The following is a 15,026-nucleotide window of genomic DNA, read 5'->3' on the forward strand; positions in this document are numbered from 1 at the left end:
ACAGGTCGTGGCGGAAAGGCCATGCGCTCTCACCCTCAGCACGGACGGGAAAACACATGCGACTTCCACTCGGTATTACTCCAATCCGCCCCGCCTGCGGGCGGTGCGGCGCCAAAACGATGTTCACTGGCCGGCATACCCATCCCAGGAGAGGGATGCCGTGGGAGTTGCAGACCTTTGTTTGCACGGCATGCTCCGCAGAAACCGTGCGACATGGCAGCGACGATGCGAACATGCTGGCATCAATCGATAGCAGCAATATCGCTCAGGCCCCCATCGCCTGGACTGTCGCGTATGATGCACACACGGCGGTGGTAAGTGGCGAAACCTACCGGATCATCGCATATCCGAGCGCTTCTCCCCTTGCAGGCAAGTATGGTTGCTACTGCGACGGGCGATACGTCGGCCTGAGAGAAGATCTGGTGGAGGCCAAAGCATGGTGTAGTGGGCTGTCCGGGATCCGCGACAGCACGAGCGTCCAGCCGGCCTGACAAGCACACCGTAGCCAAGACTCAAGGTCTGCTGGCATCCGGCCAGCGAACGCACCAGCAAACATCGCGATCGGATATGACCATACCGGTGCGACACCCTCGTAACACCACCATCGTCCTGAAAAATGCAACTGCTGTAGTAAGTTGAGATCGCCGTATGGCGACGGTTCGGGCCACGTGATTGCGTGTTCTCGCAACCAATCAAAAGCCGTTCCTGAAATGGAACGGCTTTTTGTGCCGGCAGATCTTGCGCCCCCTGCTACAGTTGAGCTGCGGCCCCGTTGGGCGACGCGCGCGACGACCGACCTGTTTCTCTTGGCGTTGGCCAGAGGCAGCGAATCCCGCCGGACGTTCAGCGCGCCAGGCCGCGTCACAGGGGAGATGCTCAAGCCATGGTCAAGACGGTGCTCTACGCGGAGAAGCTGTACGACAACGACAAGGTCGAGCGCGAGGTGTTTGGCGCCGACGTGCGCGTGGTGTGGCACAACGTTGCCAACCTGTCGCAGCTCGAGGCGCGCGATTGCGCCGACATCGACGGTTTGATGGTGATGCGCCATGCCGTCACCGCCGAACATTTCGCCAAGTTCCCCAAGCTCGCCTGCGTCGTGCGCATGGGTGTCGGCTACGACAAGATCGATCGTAAGGCGGCCGCCGCGCGCCAGGTGATGGTGTGCAACGTGCCGGACTACGGCACCACCGAGGTGGCCGACCATGCGCTCGCACTGGCTCTGTCGCTTCGCCGCGGCATCGCGCTGCATCTCGAAGCGCAGCGCCGGCCGCAGCCCGCGCCGTGGAGCTACGTGCGCGATCCGCTGCTTCGCCGCAACGGCGTGCAGACCTTCGGTATCGTCGGTCTGGGCCGCATCGGCACAGCGGCGGCGTTGCGAGCGAAGGCTTTCCAGTTCCGCGTCATCGCCTATGACCCGTACATGCCGAACGGCACCGAGCTCGGCGTCGGCGTCGAGCGCGTGCGATCGCTCGAGGCGCTGATGGAGCAGACCGACACGCTGTCGATCCACGCGCCGCTGACACCGGAAACACGCGGCATGATCTCGCGCGCCATGCTGGAGCGCATGCCGAAGGGCAGTATCGTGGTGAATACCGCACGCGGGCCGATCGTCGACGTCGAGGCGCTCGCCGACCTCCTGAAGCGCGGGCATCTCGCCGGCGTCGGGCTCGACGTCCTTCCCGTGGAGCCGCCGGTCGAACCTATTCCCGAGCTCCTGCGTGCCTACCGTGCGCGCGAAGCATGGTGCGAGGGGCGTCTGATCATCACCCCGCACTCTGCCTTCTTCACGCCCGAGGCCTGGGAGGACACCAGGCGCAAGGCGGCTGAAACCATGCGCGCGGCGCTGGTCGGGCCACGGCCGCAGAACGTCATCACGCCGGAGATGTTCTGACACCAGGCGCGTGGCGGGACAGGGCGCAGTCGAGCATCTCTCGGACTCGCGTGAACTTTTCGCGCGGCTTGCCGTGCCGTGTACCCTGAGTCCTTTCGGCAGCATCGATGTGGAGCCAGTCGTCGAACCCGACGACCTGCGTGCGGGCGCTTAGAAGGCGCATGAGCGCCCCGCTCGGCAGGAGGTCGCGTCGCATCAGCGCCGGGCGATCCGCCAGCACGGCGTCGATCGTGGCATTGCTGTCGCCGCGATTCGTTCCGATGGTGCCGCTTGCCCCGCGTTTGATCCATCCGACCACATAGCGGCCGGGAACTGTCGCGCCATCTTCCGCGATCACGCGTCCGTCTCGATGGGGAATGACCCCGGTCGCGCGGCAGAACGGAACCCCCGGCACGGCGACACCACCAAAGCCCGCACTGTACAGCAGGAGATCGCACGGTTCCAGGTAAGGCTCTCCGACGAGGTGTGGTCGGCGCAAGTGCACCGCCTCCAGGCGGTCGGTGCCGATCAGAGCGACAGGCGCTTCAAGGAAGCGGATGACGATTCGTCGTCCGTTGGCCGGCGAAGCCTTGGCCTGCAGCTTATGCAGGCTTTCGACGATTCGGCGCTGATTTTCTGATAAGGCCTGTGATTCGCCAGCGATGGCCTCAAGCTCCTTGACCTCGATCGCCCAGCCTTCGAGATCACCCAACGCCTTCAACTCGGGCAGAGAGAACTTCGCCTGGGCTGGACCACGGCGACCGATCAGGGAAATCTGCCGCAGACGCGAATCCTTGATCGCCTCGAGAGCGTGGTGGGCAATATCGGTGCCGCGGAGACGATCGGCAGGGGAGGCCAGGATCCGGCAGACATCGAGGGCGACGTTGCCATGGCCGATGATAGCCGCGTTCTCGCCGGAGAAGTCGAAGGCGAGATCGCGCTGGTCCGGGTTGCCGTTGTACCAGGCCACGAAATCGAAGGCGCTGTAAACGCCGTGCAGTGTCTCGCCCGGGATGCCGAGCGGCCGTGGCTGCGCGGCCCCGGTGGCCAGCACGATGCCATGGTAGTGGCGCGACAGCTCCTCGACCGTGACGTCGACGCCGATCGCGACATTGCCCAGGAAGCTCACGCGATCTGACCGGGCAATGCCCTCGAAGACGAGTTGGACACGCTTGGTCTTCTGGTGATCGGGCGCGACGCCCGATCTCACCAGGCCATAGGGCGCCGGCATCCTGTCGAACAGATCGACAACGGCTGTCGGATCACGCTCCAACAGGGCCTCGGCAGCGTAGAATCCGCTGGGCCCGCTGCCGACGACGGCGATCCTGAGACTCATTCCTTACGCGAGTCCCAGGTCTCGACGCCGGATCTCAGCGTCCGGCAGCGGGTCGATCTTGAAGCGAATGACCGGCAGTGTCTTCGCCTTGTCCTCGTTGATCGCAATCCAATGCCGCTTGTCATCAGGCAGGTCGTCCTCGTCGTAGATCGCCAGGACCGGGCATGCCGAAAGGCATGCCCGGCAATCGATGCAGGCGGCGGCGTCGACGAACACCATGTCGTCGTCGACATGGAAGCAGGCGACGGGGCATACCGCGACACACTCGGTGAAGCGGCACCGGCGGCAGTTGTCGGTAACGACGACAGGCATCCCGCGGCCGCCTAGTAGCGGCCCGGCTGCAGCCAGGTACCGAGATAGGAGTCGAAGTCCCCGCCGCGCTTCAGGACGAGGTCGATCCAGGCTCGTTTCTCGTGCTCGATCACGACCATCTCCCAGATGCAGGCCATCGCCTTGCCGTCATAGATCTCGAATTTCGTCGGGTCGTCGACGGGCGCGCGCGCCAATGCCTCGCAGCAGATGACGCCATAGGCCCACCAGTTGAACACCAGCCAGTTGGCCTGAAGTCCCTGGTGAATGATCGCAAAGCCGCAGCTGTAGTGGTTGCCCTCCGTCTCTGCCTCGGCCAGCCGGACCAGCACATGACGCTGCGCCGCTTCCGCAACGCCCGTGTCCAGCACGTCGGTCTCCGGCCTGGCGAGATCGTGGGTGATACCGTAGGCCTTGATGCGCCATTGATCGCTGCGCCAGAGCCCCACGGGAGAAAACAGGCGCTGCCGGTACTCGGGAAGCGCCGGTGCGGCCGGCCGCTCGGCGGCGAGGGATGGGGAAGCGAGCGCGTTCATGGGGTTACCTCCGTTGATGCCGTTTTGGGCCAGGCCGAGAAGCTTGCGCGCCATGCCGTGAAGAGCCCGTCGCGCACTTCCAGGATCTCGATGCCGAAACCCTCCATCTCGGCGCCGGTGGTGGCGTCGCGCCACGCGGCGGTCCAGGAGGAGGCGAACCGGTCGGGCCCGAGCACCTCGAGTTTCTTCGACAGGCGGTAGTCACGCAGATTGGCAAAGCGACGCTCGAGCAGCGCTTTCAGTGCCGCCTTGCCGTGGACGCGCCCGACGCCGGCGTAGAAGACGTCGGCATCCTCGGCGAAGCCGCGGACGATCGCGTCGACATCGCGATTGCCGAAGAGGATCTCGTAGCGCTTGAGATCGGCGACGACGTCGGTGTGTGTGAGAGACTTGGCATCCATCGTGGTTGTCACTCCGCTGCAACAGGGCTGGGCAAAGGGTTGATCGGCAGGACGTCGACGCGGTTGTCATGGAACACGGCGCCGTGCCCCATATCTGAATCGCGCTCTTCCACCGTGGCGTTGACGTTGGTGCCGCCGGACACGAGCTTGGGCCAGTATCCCTTCGGCGTGACGGCAACACCCCGACGGACCGTGTCGGTGATCTCGGCCTGGGCGACGAAGGCACCACGGTCGTTGAAAACCCGCACCGGACTGCCGTTGGCGATCCCGCGTGCGGCCGCATCGTCGGCGTGGAGCGAAACCTTGATCGGTCCGGCCTTGCGCAGCAGGTCCGGCTTGTTGGCGAACATGCTGTTCAGGAAGAAGTGCGACGCCGGGCTGATCAGGACCAACGGGAAGCGTGCGGCGGTGCTTTCCGAGGTGACCTCGCGCGGCGGCGTGTAGGCCGGCAGGGGATCGAGGCCGTCGGCGGCGGCGCGCTCGGAGAGAAACTCGATCTTCCCGGATGGCGTCGGAAAGCCGAACGGATAGGCCTTCGCCGGGCGGGGATAGTTGAGCCGCAGCCAGCCCTGCTCGCGCAGGCGTTCGAGCGTGATGCCCTCGACGGAGGGATGACCGGAGTCGAGGATGCTGCGGACCAGCTCCTCGTCGGTCGCGAACAAGGCAGGATCGGTCAACCCCAGCGCCGCAGCCAGGCGCCGGAAGATTTCCGTGCTCGGCAGGCACTCACCCTGCGGGCGTACCGCAGGCTCGTTCAGGTGGAGATAGAGATGGCCGTAGGCGTTGTGCAGATCGGTGTGCTCCGGCTGCATGGTCGTCGGCAGCACGAGATCGGCGAAGTCGGCCGTGTCGGTCTTGAAGTGATCGATGACGACCGTGAACAGATCGTCGCGCGCCAGACCCTTGCGCACACGGCCCTGGTCGGGGTTGCTGGCCGCCGGATTGGCACCCAGCACCACCAGCGCTTTCACCGGTGGATCATCGAGATCGAGCAGGCCTTCGCCCAGGCGGGTCATGATCAGCGTGCGGGCCGGTTTCGCCCGCAGGTCAGGCCTGAGGAACGCCTTGATGTTTCCGCCGAAATACGCGCCCGTCGAGTAGACCGCGCCACCACCCAGATGCCGCCAGTCGCCCGTAACGCCAGGGATCGTCATGATCGTCCGCAACGCCATGCCGCCGCCGGCGTGACGCTGGATGCCCATCCGCGTGAGGATGGCGGTCGGCCGTGTCCGGGCGAGGCGCTCGCCGAGGCTGCGGATCTGCGCCGCCGGAATGCCCGTGACCTGGGCGACGCGCTCCGGCGGGAAGGCGAGGATGCGCTCGCGATAGGCGGACCATCCGATGGTGTTCTCGGCGATGAACGCCTGGTCCTCCGCCCCCATCGTGACGACGACGTTGAGGAGGCCGAGCGCCAGGGCGGCATCGGTGCCGGGCACGATCGAGATATGCTCGTCGGCCCGCGCTGCGGTACGCGATCGAACGGGGTCGATGACGACGAGGTGGGCGCCGGCCTCGCGTGCCTGCGAAATGAAGCGCCAGACGTGATTGTGCGTCGTCAGCGGATTGGCACCCCAGATCACGATGAGCCGGGCGTGTGCGAACGCTTCGGGATCGAGGCCGTGGCGCGATCCCATAGTGTAGGCTGTACCGTGGCTTCCGGCGTGGTGGCAGATCGTCGGTTCGTGGTGGGACGCCCCCAGCGCATTCCACAGGCGACCGCCGACGCCGACGATGCCCTGCAGGAAACCCATGGAACCGCAACCGGCGTACGGCCAGATCGCCTCGCCGCCATGATCCTCCTTGATCGTGGCCAGGCGATCGGCGAACGTCGCAATGGCTTCATCCCAACTAATGCGCTCGAACGCTCCGCTTCCCTTCGGTCCGACCCGCTTGAGGGGGTGGAGGAGCCGGTCCGGCGCATGCATGTGCTCGATGTAACGGTCGACCTTGGCGCACAGATTGCCGCGCGTGAAAGGGTGGTCGGCGGTACCTCGGATGCCCACCGCAACGCCGTTTTCAACGATAATTTCCCAACTGCACGTGTCGGGGCAGTCGAGGGGGCAGGTTCCGCGGGCGATGGAGCGGTCGTGTGTCGGACGTTCTGAGCGGGTCATTGCCGGGCACCGGGTCCTTGTGGCTGGCGCCGTGAATAGATACAAACGGGCAGAACCCGACAAACGACAAATTGACAGTGACAAGTTTAGCTGAACTAAACTCCCTATGGCTTACGATCTCCCTGCGCTGAGCGCGCTGCGCGCCTTTGAGGCGGCGGCGCGGAATCTCAGTTTCAAGCATGCCGCCGAGGAACTCCACGTCACGGCGGGCGCGATCAGTCAGCAGATCAAACGCCTGGAGCAGGAACTCGGTGTCGCGCTGTTCGTGCGAACGCCGTCGACGATGCTGACGCCGCAGGGACAGGCCTATCTCGCGGTGATACGACGTGCCTTCGAACGCATCTCCGAAGTCACGACGGGTTTGCGCGACGAAAGAAGCCGGCGCGCCCAGTCGGTCACGGTCAATCTGCTGCCGGGACTGGCGACGAAGTGGCTGATCCCGCGGCTCGGCCGGCTGCGCAACCTTCATCCCGATCTCGATGTTCGCATATCGACGTCACGCGAGCTGGTCGACTTCACCCGGGATGATGTCGACATCGCCATCCGGCATGGGCTCGGCATCTATCCGGGTCTGAAGAGCTGGAAGCTGTTCATCGAGGACATGGTGCCGGTGTGCAGTCCGTCGCTGTTGAAGACGGCGCCGCTTCGCGCGCCATCAGACCTGCGACAGCACACCCTGCTGCATGATCAGGACTGCCGCGATTGGGAATTGTGGCTGCGTGCCAACAAGGTCGAGGGAATCGATGCGACCCGCGGCCTGCGCTTCAGCGACGACGTCATGATGCTCGCTGCCGCAGCCGAGGGCCATGGCGTGGCGCTTGGACGATCGTCGCTGATCGCCGCCGATGTCGCCTCGGGGCAACTCGTGCGGCCGCTGAAGCTGAAACTCACGAGCAGCTTCGCCTACTATGTCGTCTGCCCGGAAAGGAATGCGAACATCCGAAAGATCGCGCTCGTACGCGATTGGCTGCTGTCGGAGGCGAAGACCTTCCAGATCCGCGCGCAAAAGGAACAATGACGTATCCCGGATCGCGTTACGAAGCGCCGAACAGGTCGTGGATGGCGGCGCGGAACCAACGGTGGCCGCGATCGTGGTGGAAGCGTTCATGCCAGAACTGGCTGATGTCGAGGCGTGGCAGGTCGATGGGCGTGCGGAAAACCGCGAGATCGAGGTCCTTCATCAGGTAATCCGCCAGCCGCGCCGGCATGCTGGCGACAGCGTCGGTTCGGCTGGCCACGAAAGCGGCGGTGATGAAGCTCGGCATGCGCACCAGCACGCGATCGGCGTCGAGTGCGTCGGCAAAGGCCTGCTCGATCATGCGATGGGCTGCGTGCCCGGTATGAGACGACGTCACCATGACGTGACGCTCACGGAGAAACGCATCGGCCCGCACGAGCTTTTCCCGGCGCGGATGGCCCCCGCGAACGACGCTCACATACTTGTCGATGTAAAGGCGCTGGCGCCGGATGGTCGGCGCCGCGGCGGGAAACACGCCAATGGCGACATCCGCCTCGCCCGCTTCGAGACGGGCACCGAACTCCCGCGAGTCGAGCGGGACGGCCCTGAGCCGCAATCCGTGACCTGTCCGTTCAAGGTGGCTGATCAGAGGCGGCACAAATCGCACCATCCCGACCTCCGTCACCAGCAGCGAGAACTCACGGCGTGCTGACGCCGGATCGAAGGCCCGCGCCGTGGATCGCATGGTGTCTGATGTGGCCAGCAGCGCCTGCAACGGCTGGACAAGTGCGATCGCCTTGGGAGTCGGCTGCATGGCCAGGCCGACGCGCACCAGAAGCGGGTCGCTGAAGTGGGCTCGCAGCTTGCCCAGGGTCTTGCTGATCGACGACTGGGTGGTGCCGAGGATGATCGCAGCACGGGTCAGGCTGCGCACCTCGAGCAGCAAGGCGAGAATGCGCAGGTGTCGAAGCCCGATGTCGTCGTCATTCATGACGTCATGTCGAGGGTCCGGTTGCCCACCATATATATTCCATACTGGAATTGAGTCTATTCCGGCAAGCCGATGGCGTCGAGCGCTCACCGCGCCCAGAGTCCCATTGCTCACGATGTCAGGTGATCGATCGTCCTGATAGGAAGGAGATCCTCGTGAAGAATCAGAAATTCGTCATCCAGCCGCACTTCCGGCTCCAGGAATGGGTCGCCCAGGAGAAGGGGTACTTCAGCGACGAAGGCCTCGACTACGTCTTCCAGGAAACGATCCGCTCGACCGACGGCAAGCTGCACGACCAGGCCGGCCAGAAGTCGGGTGCCTACCAGGAATTCGAGAAGGGCCGTACATCCGATGTGAACTGTGCCTGCCATTGGACCGTGAACGTCGCGGCGTCGAACGGTCACGGCAAGCTGTGGGGTGACGTCTATTCCGTCGCTCCAGCCGGCATCTTCGTGCCAGCCGACTCGGCTATCCGCCGTCCGGAGGATCTTGCCGGCGTGCCGGTTTCCGTCGGCTACCAGTCCGGCAGCCACTACGCGACCATCCAGGCACTGGAACAGTATCTGGCGCCCGACAAAATCAACCTGTCGTTCACGGAAGGCATGCTGTTCAAGCGGCTGGACAACCTGCTTGACGGCAAATCGCAGGCCTCGACGCTGTTCAGCGGCCCGTACTATCTCGCCGAGCAGCTTGGCTATCGCAAGGTCATCGACACCACCTTCATGATCGCGTCGATGATCACCGGCAATCCGGATGAAGAAGACCTCAAGCGGTTCCTTCGTGCCCTCAAGCGCGCGCAACGCGACATCGATCTGCGGCCCGAACGCTACACGCGCTATTACAAGAACGAGTTCCCCGACCGCTATCACGCCATCATGGACACGCGCCGCTGGGGGGCCGGCGAGCGGATCGTATTCGAGCCTTACACCGAGGAAGCGTTCGCCCAGTCACGCGACTGGATTGCCGAGCGCCAGATCTTCGATGGCGGCAGACTGCACATGGGCTCGGATCGCTACGACGAAGCCGTCGTCCGGCTGACCTGATCGTCGCGGAGTCATCCCATGCCGATGCGCCGGGCGCCGGCGCGGAACAGGGCCGCGTCGTCCGGTGCAAACCGCATCGCGGTGAGGAAGTCGCTCACATGGTAGGCGGGCGCCATCTTGCGGATGGCGACCGCGTAGGCACGCGCTTCCTCGATACGGTCGGCCAGCGCCAGGCAGTAAGCGGCAATCGCCAGGATATGCGCATGGGCGTTGGGCCGTGCCGCGGCCTTGACGCCCCAGCCGGCGGCGTCCTCGAACTGGCCCAGGCGCACCAGCGCCATCGCGCGGGCGCCGAGCATGCCGAACAGCAGAGGGTCGAACGGGCTCAGATACCGCGAATGGTCGGCGGAGCGGATGGCCGACTGCGGATCACCGGCCTGCGCCTGAACGAAAGCCAGCGTGTAGTGGCCCATCGCGAAATTCGGGCTCAGCTCGAGCGCGCTTTCCAGCTCGGCGACGGCGTGATCATGGCGACCTTGCAGCCATAGAGCGCGTCCCATCGCCCAGTGGGCCGTCGGATCGCGATCGTCGACCAGGAGACTCTGCCCCGCCATGGCCATCGCCCGGTCGATTTCCGGGGCCCGGTCCGTCCAGCCCTGGAACGCGTTCTGGAAGTGCGTAAAGGAGAGCGCCGCGTACGCCCGCGCGAACGTGGGGTCCAGCCGCACCGCGGTCTCGAAGAAGTGCTGGGCGCTGTCGTTGTCGGCCTTGTTGAAACGGTACATGTGCCACAGGCCGCGGTGATGCGCTTCCCAGGCATTGAGCGAGTTGGGCGGCCGCAGGATGGCGCGGTTGCGCTCCAGGGTCTCGATTTCATGAGCGATGGAGGCCACGATCCGGTTGCCGATTTCGTCGAAGACCCGGAGCGAGTCGTCGGCCGCGTGGTCAAAGACCTCCGCCCAGACGATGCGTGCCGTACGGGTTTCGGCAAGTTCGACGGCGATGATGACTCGTCTGCCGTCGTGCCGTAGCCAGCCGCTCGCGACATAGTCGACGGTCAACAGCCGGCCGACGTCCTGCGACGCGACGCTGCGGTCCCGCAACGCAAAGACGGTGCCCTGCGCGATCACGAACAGGCTTCGCAGCTTGGCCAGTCGCGTGATCACATCATGGGCCAGGCCATCGCCGGGGCCGCCGGGTACCGCCGTTGCCACGTCGCGGTCCACGAAAGGCAAAACGGCGATCGATGCCTGACGCCGGGTAGACTGCTCGACGTCTTCTTGGTCATGAGCCGCCGTGGTCGCGTGCACGGAGGCAACCCGCGGCGCGTCGTTCTGTGCTCTGGCAGCACGCCACGCCCGGCGAACGGGCGCGGGATCGAGACCTTCCGATTCAAACAGGCGGACGGTCGCGGCCACGTGCTCGTCGCCCTCGCGCAAGCGTCGGCATCGCGCCAGGGTGTTCAAAAGGGCCTCGTGCACGCGGCGATCGAAGGGCGCGCGTTGTCGCCACGCTTCGAGGTGCTCGAAGGCTTCGTCATCGGGAACACACCCGACCAAACATTCCAGGACCGCGGCGTGGCAACTGCGAAACCGATGGCGCTGTGCCACGAGCCAGCCGGTGAAAGCCGGGCTGCGGTCGATCTCCAGCCCTTCAAGGAAGTCCTGGGCCAGCTGTGCGGACAGCGCCCGCAACCGCTGCGGCGCCAGCGTCTCAAGGCCGGCCTGGACGGCTTTGTTCACGCCGATCGCATCGATTGAGCAGCCCGCGAGGTCGAGCCTCACGGTGTCGGCATGGGTGGTCACCCTGCATCGGCCCGGCGTGTCGATGAGCCCCCTCAGTTTGCTGAGGCACCAGCGCAGTTCGCCGCGCGGATCGTTGGGGGCGTCCCACAGGAGGTCGCAGAGCTGGCTGCGTGTGACCGCGTGGGGAGCGAGTAACAAATAGGCGAGCAAGGCACGCACCTTGCGCGATGCCGGCAGTGCCAGCGGGGCGCCGTCACGGCTGACGGTCAGGGGGCCCAGGAGACGGACCTGCAAGGACGCGCCGCCGTCGATGTGGTCGGACGGATGCGAATCCACGGGGACTTCCATGCTGCCTCCCACGCTCGCTTCCATGGGGGCCCGCCATGCTGGGAGCAAGGTCATGGCACGGCTGCCATGCCGGCTGTCGTTTGCACGGGCAAGGCGACAGCATAGCAGGAACCCTTGCCCGGACGGAGTGCGATCATGGTGTCATCCGCCGCCGCAACAGTGCCAAGCCATCCAGCCGGCTCGATCGATCTGGAGGCGCTCAAGGCCCGCCAGCAGGGGGCATGGTCGTCCGGCGACTACGCGATCGTCGGCACGACCCTGCAGATCGTCGGCGAGGCTTTGTGCGAGGCCCTTGATGTCCGTGCCGGGCAGACAGTGCTCGACGTGGCGGCCGGCAACGGCAATGTCTCGCTCGCCGCGGCACGCCGGGGGTGCGATGTGATCGCCACCGACTACGTGCCGGCGCTGCTCGACCGCGCCCGCGAACGGGCCCAGGCCGAACGGCTCAACATCCAGTTCCGCGAGGCTGATGCCGAGGCGTTGCCGTTCCCGACGGGCAGCTTCGATGCCGTCGTCTCGACCTTCGGGGTCATGTTCACGGCCGATCATGACCGCGCTGCCGCCGAGCTGGTCCGCGTCTGCAAGCCCGGCGGCAAGATCGGCATGGCCAACTGGACGCCGGAGGGCTTCATCGGCCAGCTGTTCAAGACGATCGGCAAGCACCTGCCGCCGCCACCCGGCGCCAAGTCGCCGGCGTTGTGGGGAACGCCCGCACGGCTTGCCGAGATGTTCGAGCCGCAGGCGGCATCGATCAAGGCGGAGCGCCGGCATTTCGTGTTCCGGTATCGCTCGCCGGAGCAGTGGCTGGACGTATTCAGGAACTACTACGGACCGGTCCTGAAGACGTTTGCGGCCCTGCAGCCGCCGGCACAGGCAGCACTTCAACAGGATCTCCTGTCGCTGGTTGGGCAGTTCAACCGCTCCGGAGACGCAACCATGGTGGTCCCGGGTGAATACCTCGAGGTCGTCGTCACGCGTCGGTGACGCTGTCGCACGGCCGTCAGTACCCGACTATTGCCAAATGGGAGTATCGCCGCGGGCATGCCGCGGCGATCTTCCCCCCGTACAGGGACGCATCATGATCGACGATGAACGGGGTCGTATCGACTACGACGAAGGTGGCGAGGGACCGACGATCGTCCTGGTGCCCGGCTCCTGCAGCACCGGTGCGGCGTGGCGACCCATCGTCGCGCAGTGGCAGGGCGGCTTTCGCTGCGTGACAACCAGCCTGCTTGGCTACGGTGGCACGACCGAGCGCCGAACGCCCCAGGACAGCGATATCGCCCGCGAAGCCGAGATCGTTGAAACGGTCATCCGACAGGCAGCGCGCCCGGTGCATCTCGTCGGTCATTCGTTCGGCGGCCTGGTTGCGCTCGCCGTCGCGCTGCGCAAGCGGGTGGCGCTACGGAGCCTGGTGATCGTCGAGGCGCCGGCTGCCGAACTGTTGCGGCATGCGGGACAGCACGAGGACTATCGTGCGTTTCGCACGATGACCGATGCCTATTTCGAGGCGTTCGGCGCCGGCGACAGCGCGGCGATCGAGACCATGATCGATTTCTACGGCGGCGCCGGCACCTTTGCCGCCTGGCCGCCACGGGTTCGCCGCTACGCCATCGAAACGACGGCGGTCAACATCCTGGACTGGGCCAGCGCCTATGGTTTCGAACTGACACCGGCAGCTCTGGCAAAGGTCGATGCGCCCGCCCTGGTCTTGTGGGGCGCTATCAGCCACCCGTCCGTGCAGCGCGCCAACGCGTTGTTGAGTCGATATATACCCAATGCGTCGGGTATTCCGATCGCGGGGGCGGCGCACTTCATGACGTCCACGCATGCCCCTGACGTGGCCGGTGTCATCGCGCAGCACGTGGCGCGCATGGAACCGGCGCACCGTCCGATGGTCGATGCGTGATCAGGTGCCGCAGAACGTCTGCTGCACCACCTCGTGCGGCTCTGGCGGCTGTGCGTAGTGCGCCAAGCGTGGCTGGTCGTCGTACGGCTGCGCGAGAACCGTGAGCAGTTCTTCCAGCGGCTTAAAATCCTGGTTGGTCTGCGCCGCGGCGATCACCGCCTCGACCCGATGGTTGCGTGGGATGAAAGCCGGATTGGCGGCGCGCATGTCGGCCTGGATGGCGGCGGCCGCGCGGCCTTCCCTGGCCAGCCGCTGTCGCCATTGCACTGCCCACGCATCGAACGCCGCCGGATCGGCGAACAAGCTGCGCACGGCTGCCATGGCGGTCGGGTCATCATCGACACAATCGCCCAGGCGCCGGAACGTCAGCGTGAAGTCAGTCGACTGTGCGGCCATCACGGTCAGGAGCTCCTGGGCCAGCGCCATGTCGCCATCGTGCGCCTGCGCCAGGCCAAGCTTGCGCCGCAAGCCGGCCAGCCAGGCCGACTCGAACCGGGCCGGGTACGTGTCGATCGCCGCCTGCGCCGTGGCGACAGCGGCGTCCTCGCTGTCGCCCAGCAGCGGCAGCAGCGCTTGCGCCAGGCGCACGAGGTTCCAGTGCGCAATGCGTGGCTGGTTGCCATAGGCATAGCGGCCACCGGCGTCGATCGAGCTGTAGACGGTCCCCGGGTGGTAGGTGTCCATGAAGGCACAGGGGCCGTAGTCGATGGTTTCACCCGCGATCGACATGTTGTCGGTGTTCATCACGCCATGGATGAAGCCGATCAACTGCCAGCTGGCGACGAGTGCCGCCGTGCGCTCGATCACGGCATCGAGCAGGGCGCGATACGGTTGCGCTGCCTGCGGATAGAGCCTGTCGATCACATAGTCGGCCAGCAGGCGAACGCCGTCCACGTCGCCGCGGCTGGCGAAGAACTGGAACGTGCCGATCCGGACGTGACTGCGGGCCACGCGCGTGAGCACGGCGCCCGGCAGCAATCCCTGGCGGAAGATCTGCTCGCCCGTGGTCACGGCCGCCAGCGAGCGGGTGGTCGCGACCCCGAGGGCAGCCATCGCCTCGCTGATGATGTACTCGCGCAGCACCGGGCCCAGCACGGCACGGCCGTCGCCCGAGCGAGAGAAGGGGGTGCGTCCGGCACCCTTGAGCTGGATGTCATAGCGTACGCCCTGACGATCGATCACTTCGCCCAGCAGCAATGCGCGGCCATCACCGAGCTGCGGCACCCAGTTGCCGAACTGATGCCCGGCATAGGCCATGGCCAGCGGGTCGGCACCCAGCGGCAGCCGGTTGCCCGCGAGGATCTCGACACCCGATGGTGCCGCGAGCGCCTCCGGGTCAAGGCTCAGCGCCTGGGCCAGCACGCGGTTCAGTTTGACGAGCTGCGGTTGGGGGACCGGCGTCGGCGCCAGCCGTGCGAAGAACCGGTCCGGCAGGCGCGCATAGCTGTTGTCGAACGGGAACAGCGCGACGGGCGATGATCCAGCCGGATTCGTGGGCGCAAGGGCAGGGGCGTCAACCATAGGAA

General features: G+C 65.7%; 14 protein-coding genes. 6 read left to right on the forward strand and 8 right to left on the reverse strand.

The annotated features are described in order from the left end of the window. The first annotated feature begins 233 nt into the window (after window positions 1–233). Window positions 234–491, forward strand: a complete 258-nt coding sequence (locus FQU96_RS23035; protein WP_146543700.1) for a hypothetical protein — start codon at window positions 234–236, stop codon at window positions 489–491. Between the two features lie 392 nt (window positions 492–883). Then, a complete protein-coding gene (locus tag FQU96_RS23040; protein WP_146543701.1) occupies window positions 884–1,891 on the forward strand; it encodes a C-terminal binding protein in 1,008 nt (335 codons plus the stop codon). On the opposite strand, the gene FQU96_RS23045 is transcribed toward FQU96_RS23040, so the two are convergent. The 5 genes from FQU96_RS23045 to FQU96_RS23065 are packed head-to-tail and all read right to left on the reverse strand — an operon-like array spanning window position 1,872 to window position 6,566. Beyond that, window positions 1,872–3,206: an FAD-dependent oxidoreductase gene (locus FQU96_RS23045; RefSeq protein WP_218574832.1), complete on the reverse strand. Its 1,335-nt coding sequence runs from the start codon at window positions 3,204–3,206 to the stop codon at window positions 1,872–1,874. The genes FQU96_RS23040 and FQU96_RS23045 overlap by 20 nt on opposite strands. Before the next feature lie 3 nt (window positions 3,207–3,209). Continuing rightward, complete coding sequence (locus tag FQU96_RS23050) at window positions 3,210–3,518, reverse strand: ferredoxin family protein (RefSeq protein ID WP_146543702.1); 309 nt, start codon at window positions 3,516–3,518, stop codon at window positions 3,210–3,212. Window positions 3,519–3,529: 11 nt separating this feature from the next. Further along, window positions 3,530–4,051, reverse strand: a complete 522-nt coding sequence (locus FQU96_RS23055; RefSeq protein WP_146543703.1) for a hypothetical protein — start codon at window positions 4,049–4,051, stop codon at window positions 3,530–3,532. Further along, window positions 4,048–4,452 carry a nuclear transport factor 2 family protein gene (locus FQU96_RS23060; RefSeq protein ID WP_146543704.1) on the reverse strand — a complete coding sequence of 135 codons (405 nt, stop codon included), beginning with the start codon at window positions 4,450–4,452 and terminating at the stop codon, window positions 4,048–4,050. The genes FQU96_RS23055 and FQU96_RS23060 overlap by 4 nt, the downstream gene beginning before the upstream one ends. An 8-nt stretch (window positions 4,453–4,460) precedes the next feature. After that, a complete protein-coding gene (locus FQU96_RS23065) occupies window positions 4,461–6,566 on the reverse strand; it encodes a molybdopterin-dependent oxidoreductase (RefSeq protein ID WP_146543705.1) in 2,106 nt (701 codons plus the stop codon). 106 nt (window positions 6,567–6,672) lie between these two features. Here FQU96_RS23065 and gcvA point away from each other — a divergent pair, with 106 nt between their 5' ends. Then, window positions 6,673–7,584, forward strand: coding sequence for a transcriptional regulator GcvA (gcvA, locus tag FQU96_RS23070; RefSeq protein ID WP_146543706.1), 912 nt, complete (start codon window positions 6,673–6,675; stop codon window positions 7,582–7,584). 16 nt (window positions 7,585–7,600) lie between these two features. Here gcvA and FQU96_RS23075 read toward each other — a convergent pair whose 3' ends face one another. After that, a complete protein-coding gene (locus tag FQU96_RS23075; RefSeq protein ID WP_146543707.1) occupies window positions 7,601–8,515 on the reverse strand; it encodes a LysR family transcriptional regulator in 915 nt (304 codons plus the stop codon). A 155-nt stretch (window positions 8,516–8,670) separates the two neighbouring features. Here FQU96_RS23075 and FQU96_RS23080 point away from each other — a divergent pair, with 155 nt between their 5' ends. Beyond that, window positions 8,671–9,558, forward strand: a complete 888-nt coding sequence (locus FQU96_RS23080) for an ABC transporter substrate-binding protein (RefSeq protein WP_146543708.1) — start codon at window positions 8,671–8,673, stop codon at window positions 9,556–9,558. Window positions 9,559–9,569: 11 nt separating this feature from the next. Here FQU96_RS23080 and FQU96_RS23085 read toward each other — a convergent pair whose 3' ends face one another. Continuing rightward, window positions 9,570–11,591, reverse strand: coding sequence for a transcriptional regulator (locus FQU96_RS23085; RefSeq protein WP_255468445.1), 2,022 nt, complete (start codon window positions 11,589–11,591; stop codon window positions 9,570–9,572). Window positions 11,592–11,726: 135 nt separating this feature from the next. On the opposite strand from FQU96_RS23085, the gene FQU96_RS23090 reads away from it, so the two are divergent. Together FQU96_RS23090 and FQU96_RS23095 are read left to right on the forward strand one after the other, a co-directional pair. Beyond that, the gene (locus FQU96_RS23090) at window positions 11,727–12,575 is read left to right on the forward strand and encodes a class I SAM-dependent methyltransferase (protein WP_178130668.1); all 849 of its coding nucleotides are present in this window, start codon (window positions 11,727–11,729) and stop codon (window positions 12,573–12,575) included. A 94-nt stretch (window positions 12,576–12,669) separates the two neighbouring features. Beyond that, window positions 12,670–13,500 carry an alpha/beta fold hydrolase gene (locus FQU96_RS23095; protein ID WP_146543710.1) on the forward strand — a complete coding sequence of 277 codons (831 nt, stop codon included), beginning with the start codon at window positions 12,670–12,672 and terminating at the stop codon, window positions 13,498–13,500. Here the strand turns inward: FQU96_RS23095 and FQU96_RS23100 are convergent, their stop codons facing one another. Beyond that, the gene (locus tag FQU96_RS23100; protein ID WP_146543711.1) at window positions 13,501–15,021 is read right to left on the reverse strand and encodes a YdiU family protein; all 1,521 of its coding nucleotides are present in this window, start codon (window positions 15,019–15,021) and stop codon (window positions 13,501–13,503) included. Window positions 15,022–15,026 lie beyond the last annotated feature (5 nt).

This window comes from Reyranella sp. CPCC 100927, assembly GCF_007859315.1.
Lineage (GTDB): Bacteria > Pseudomonadota > Alphaproteobacteria > Reyranellales > Reyranellaceae > Vineibacter.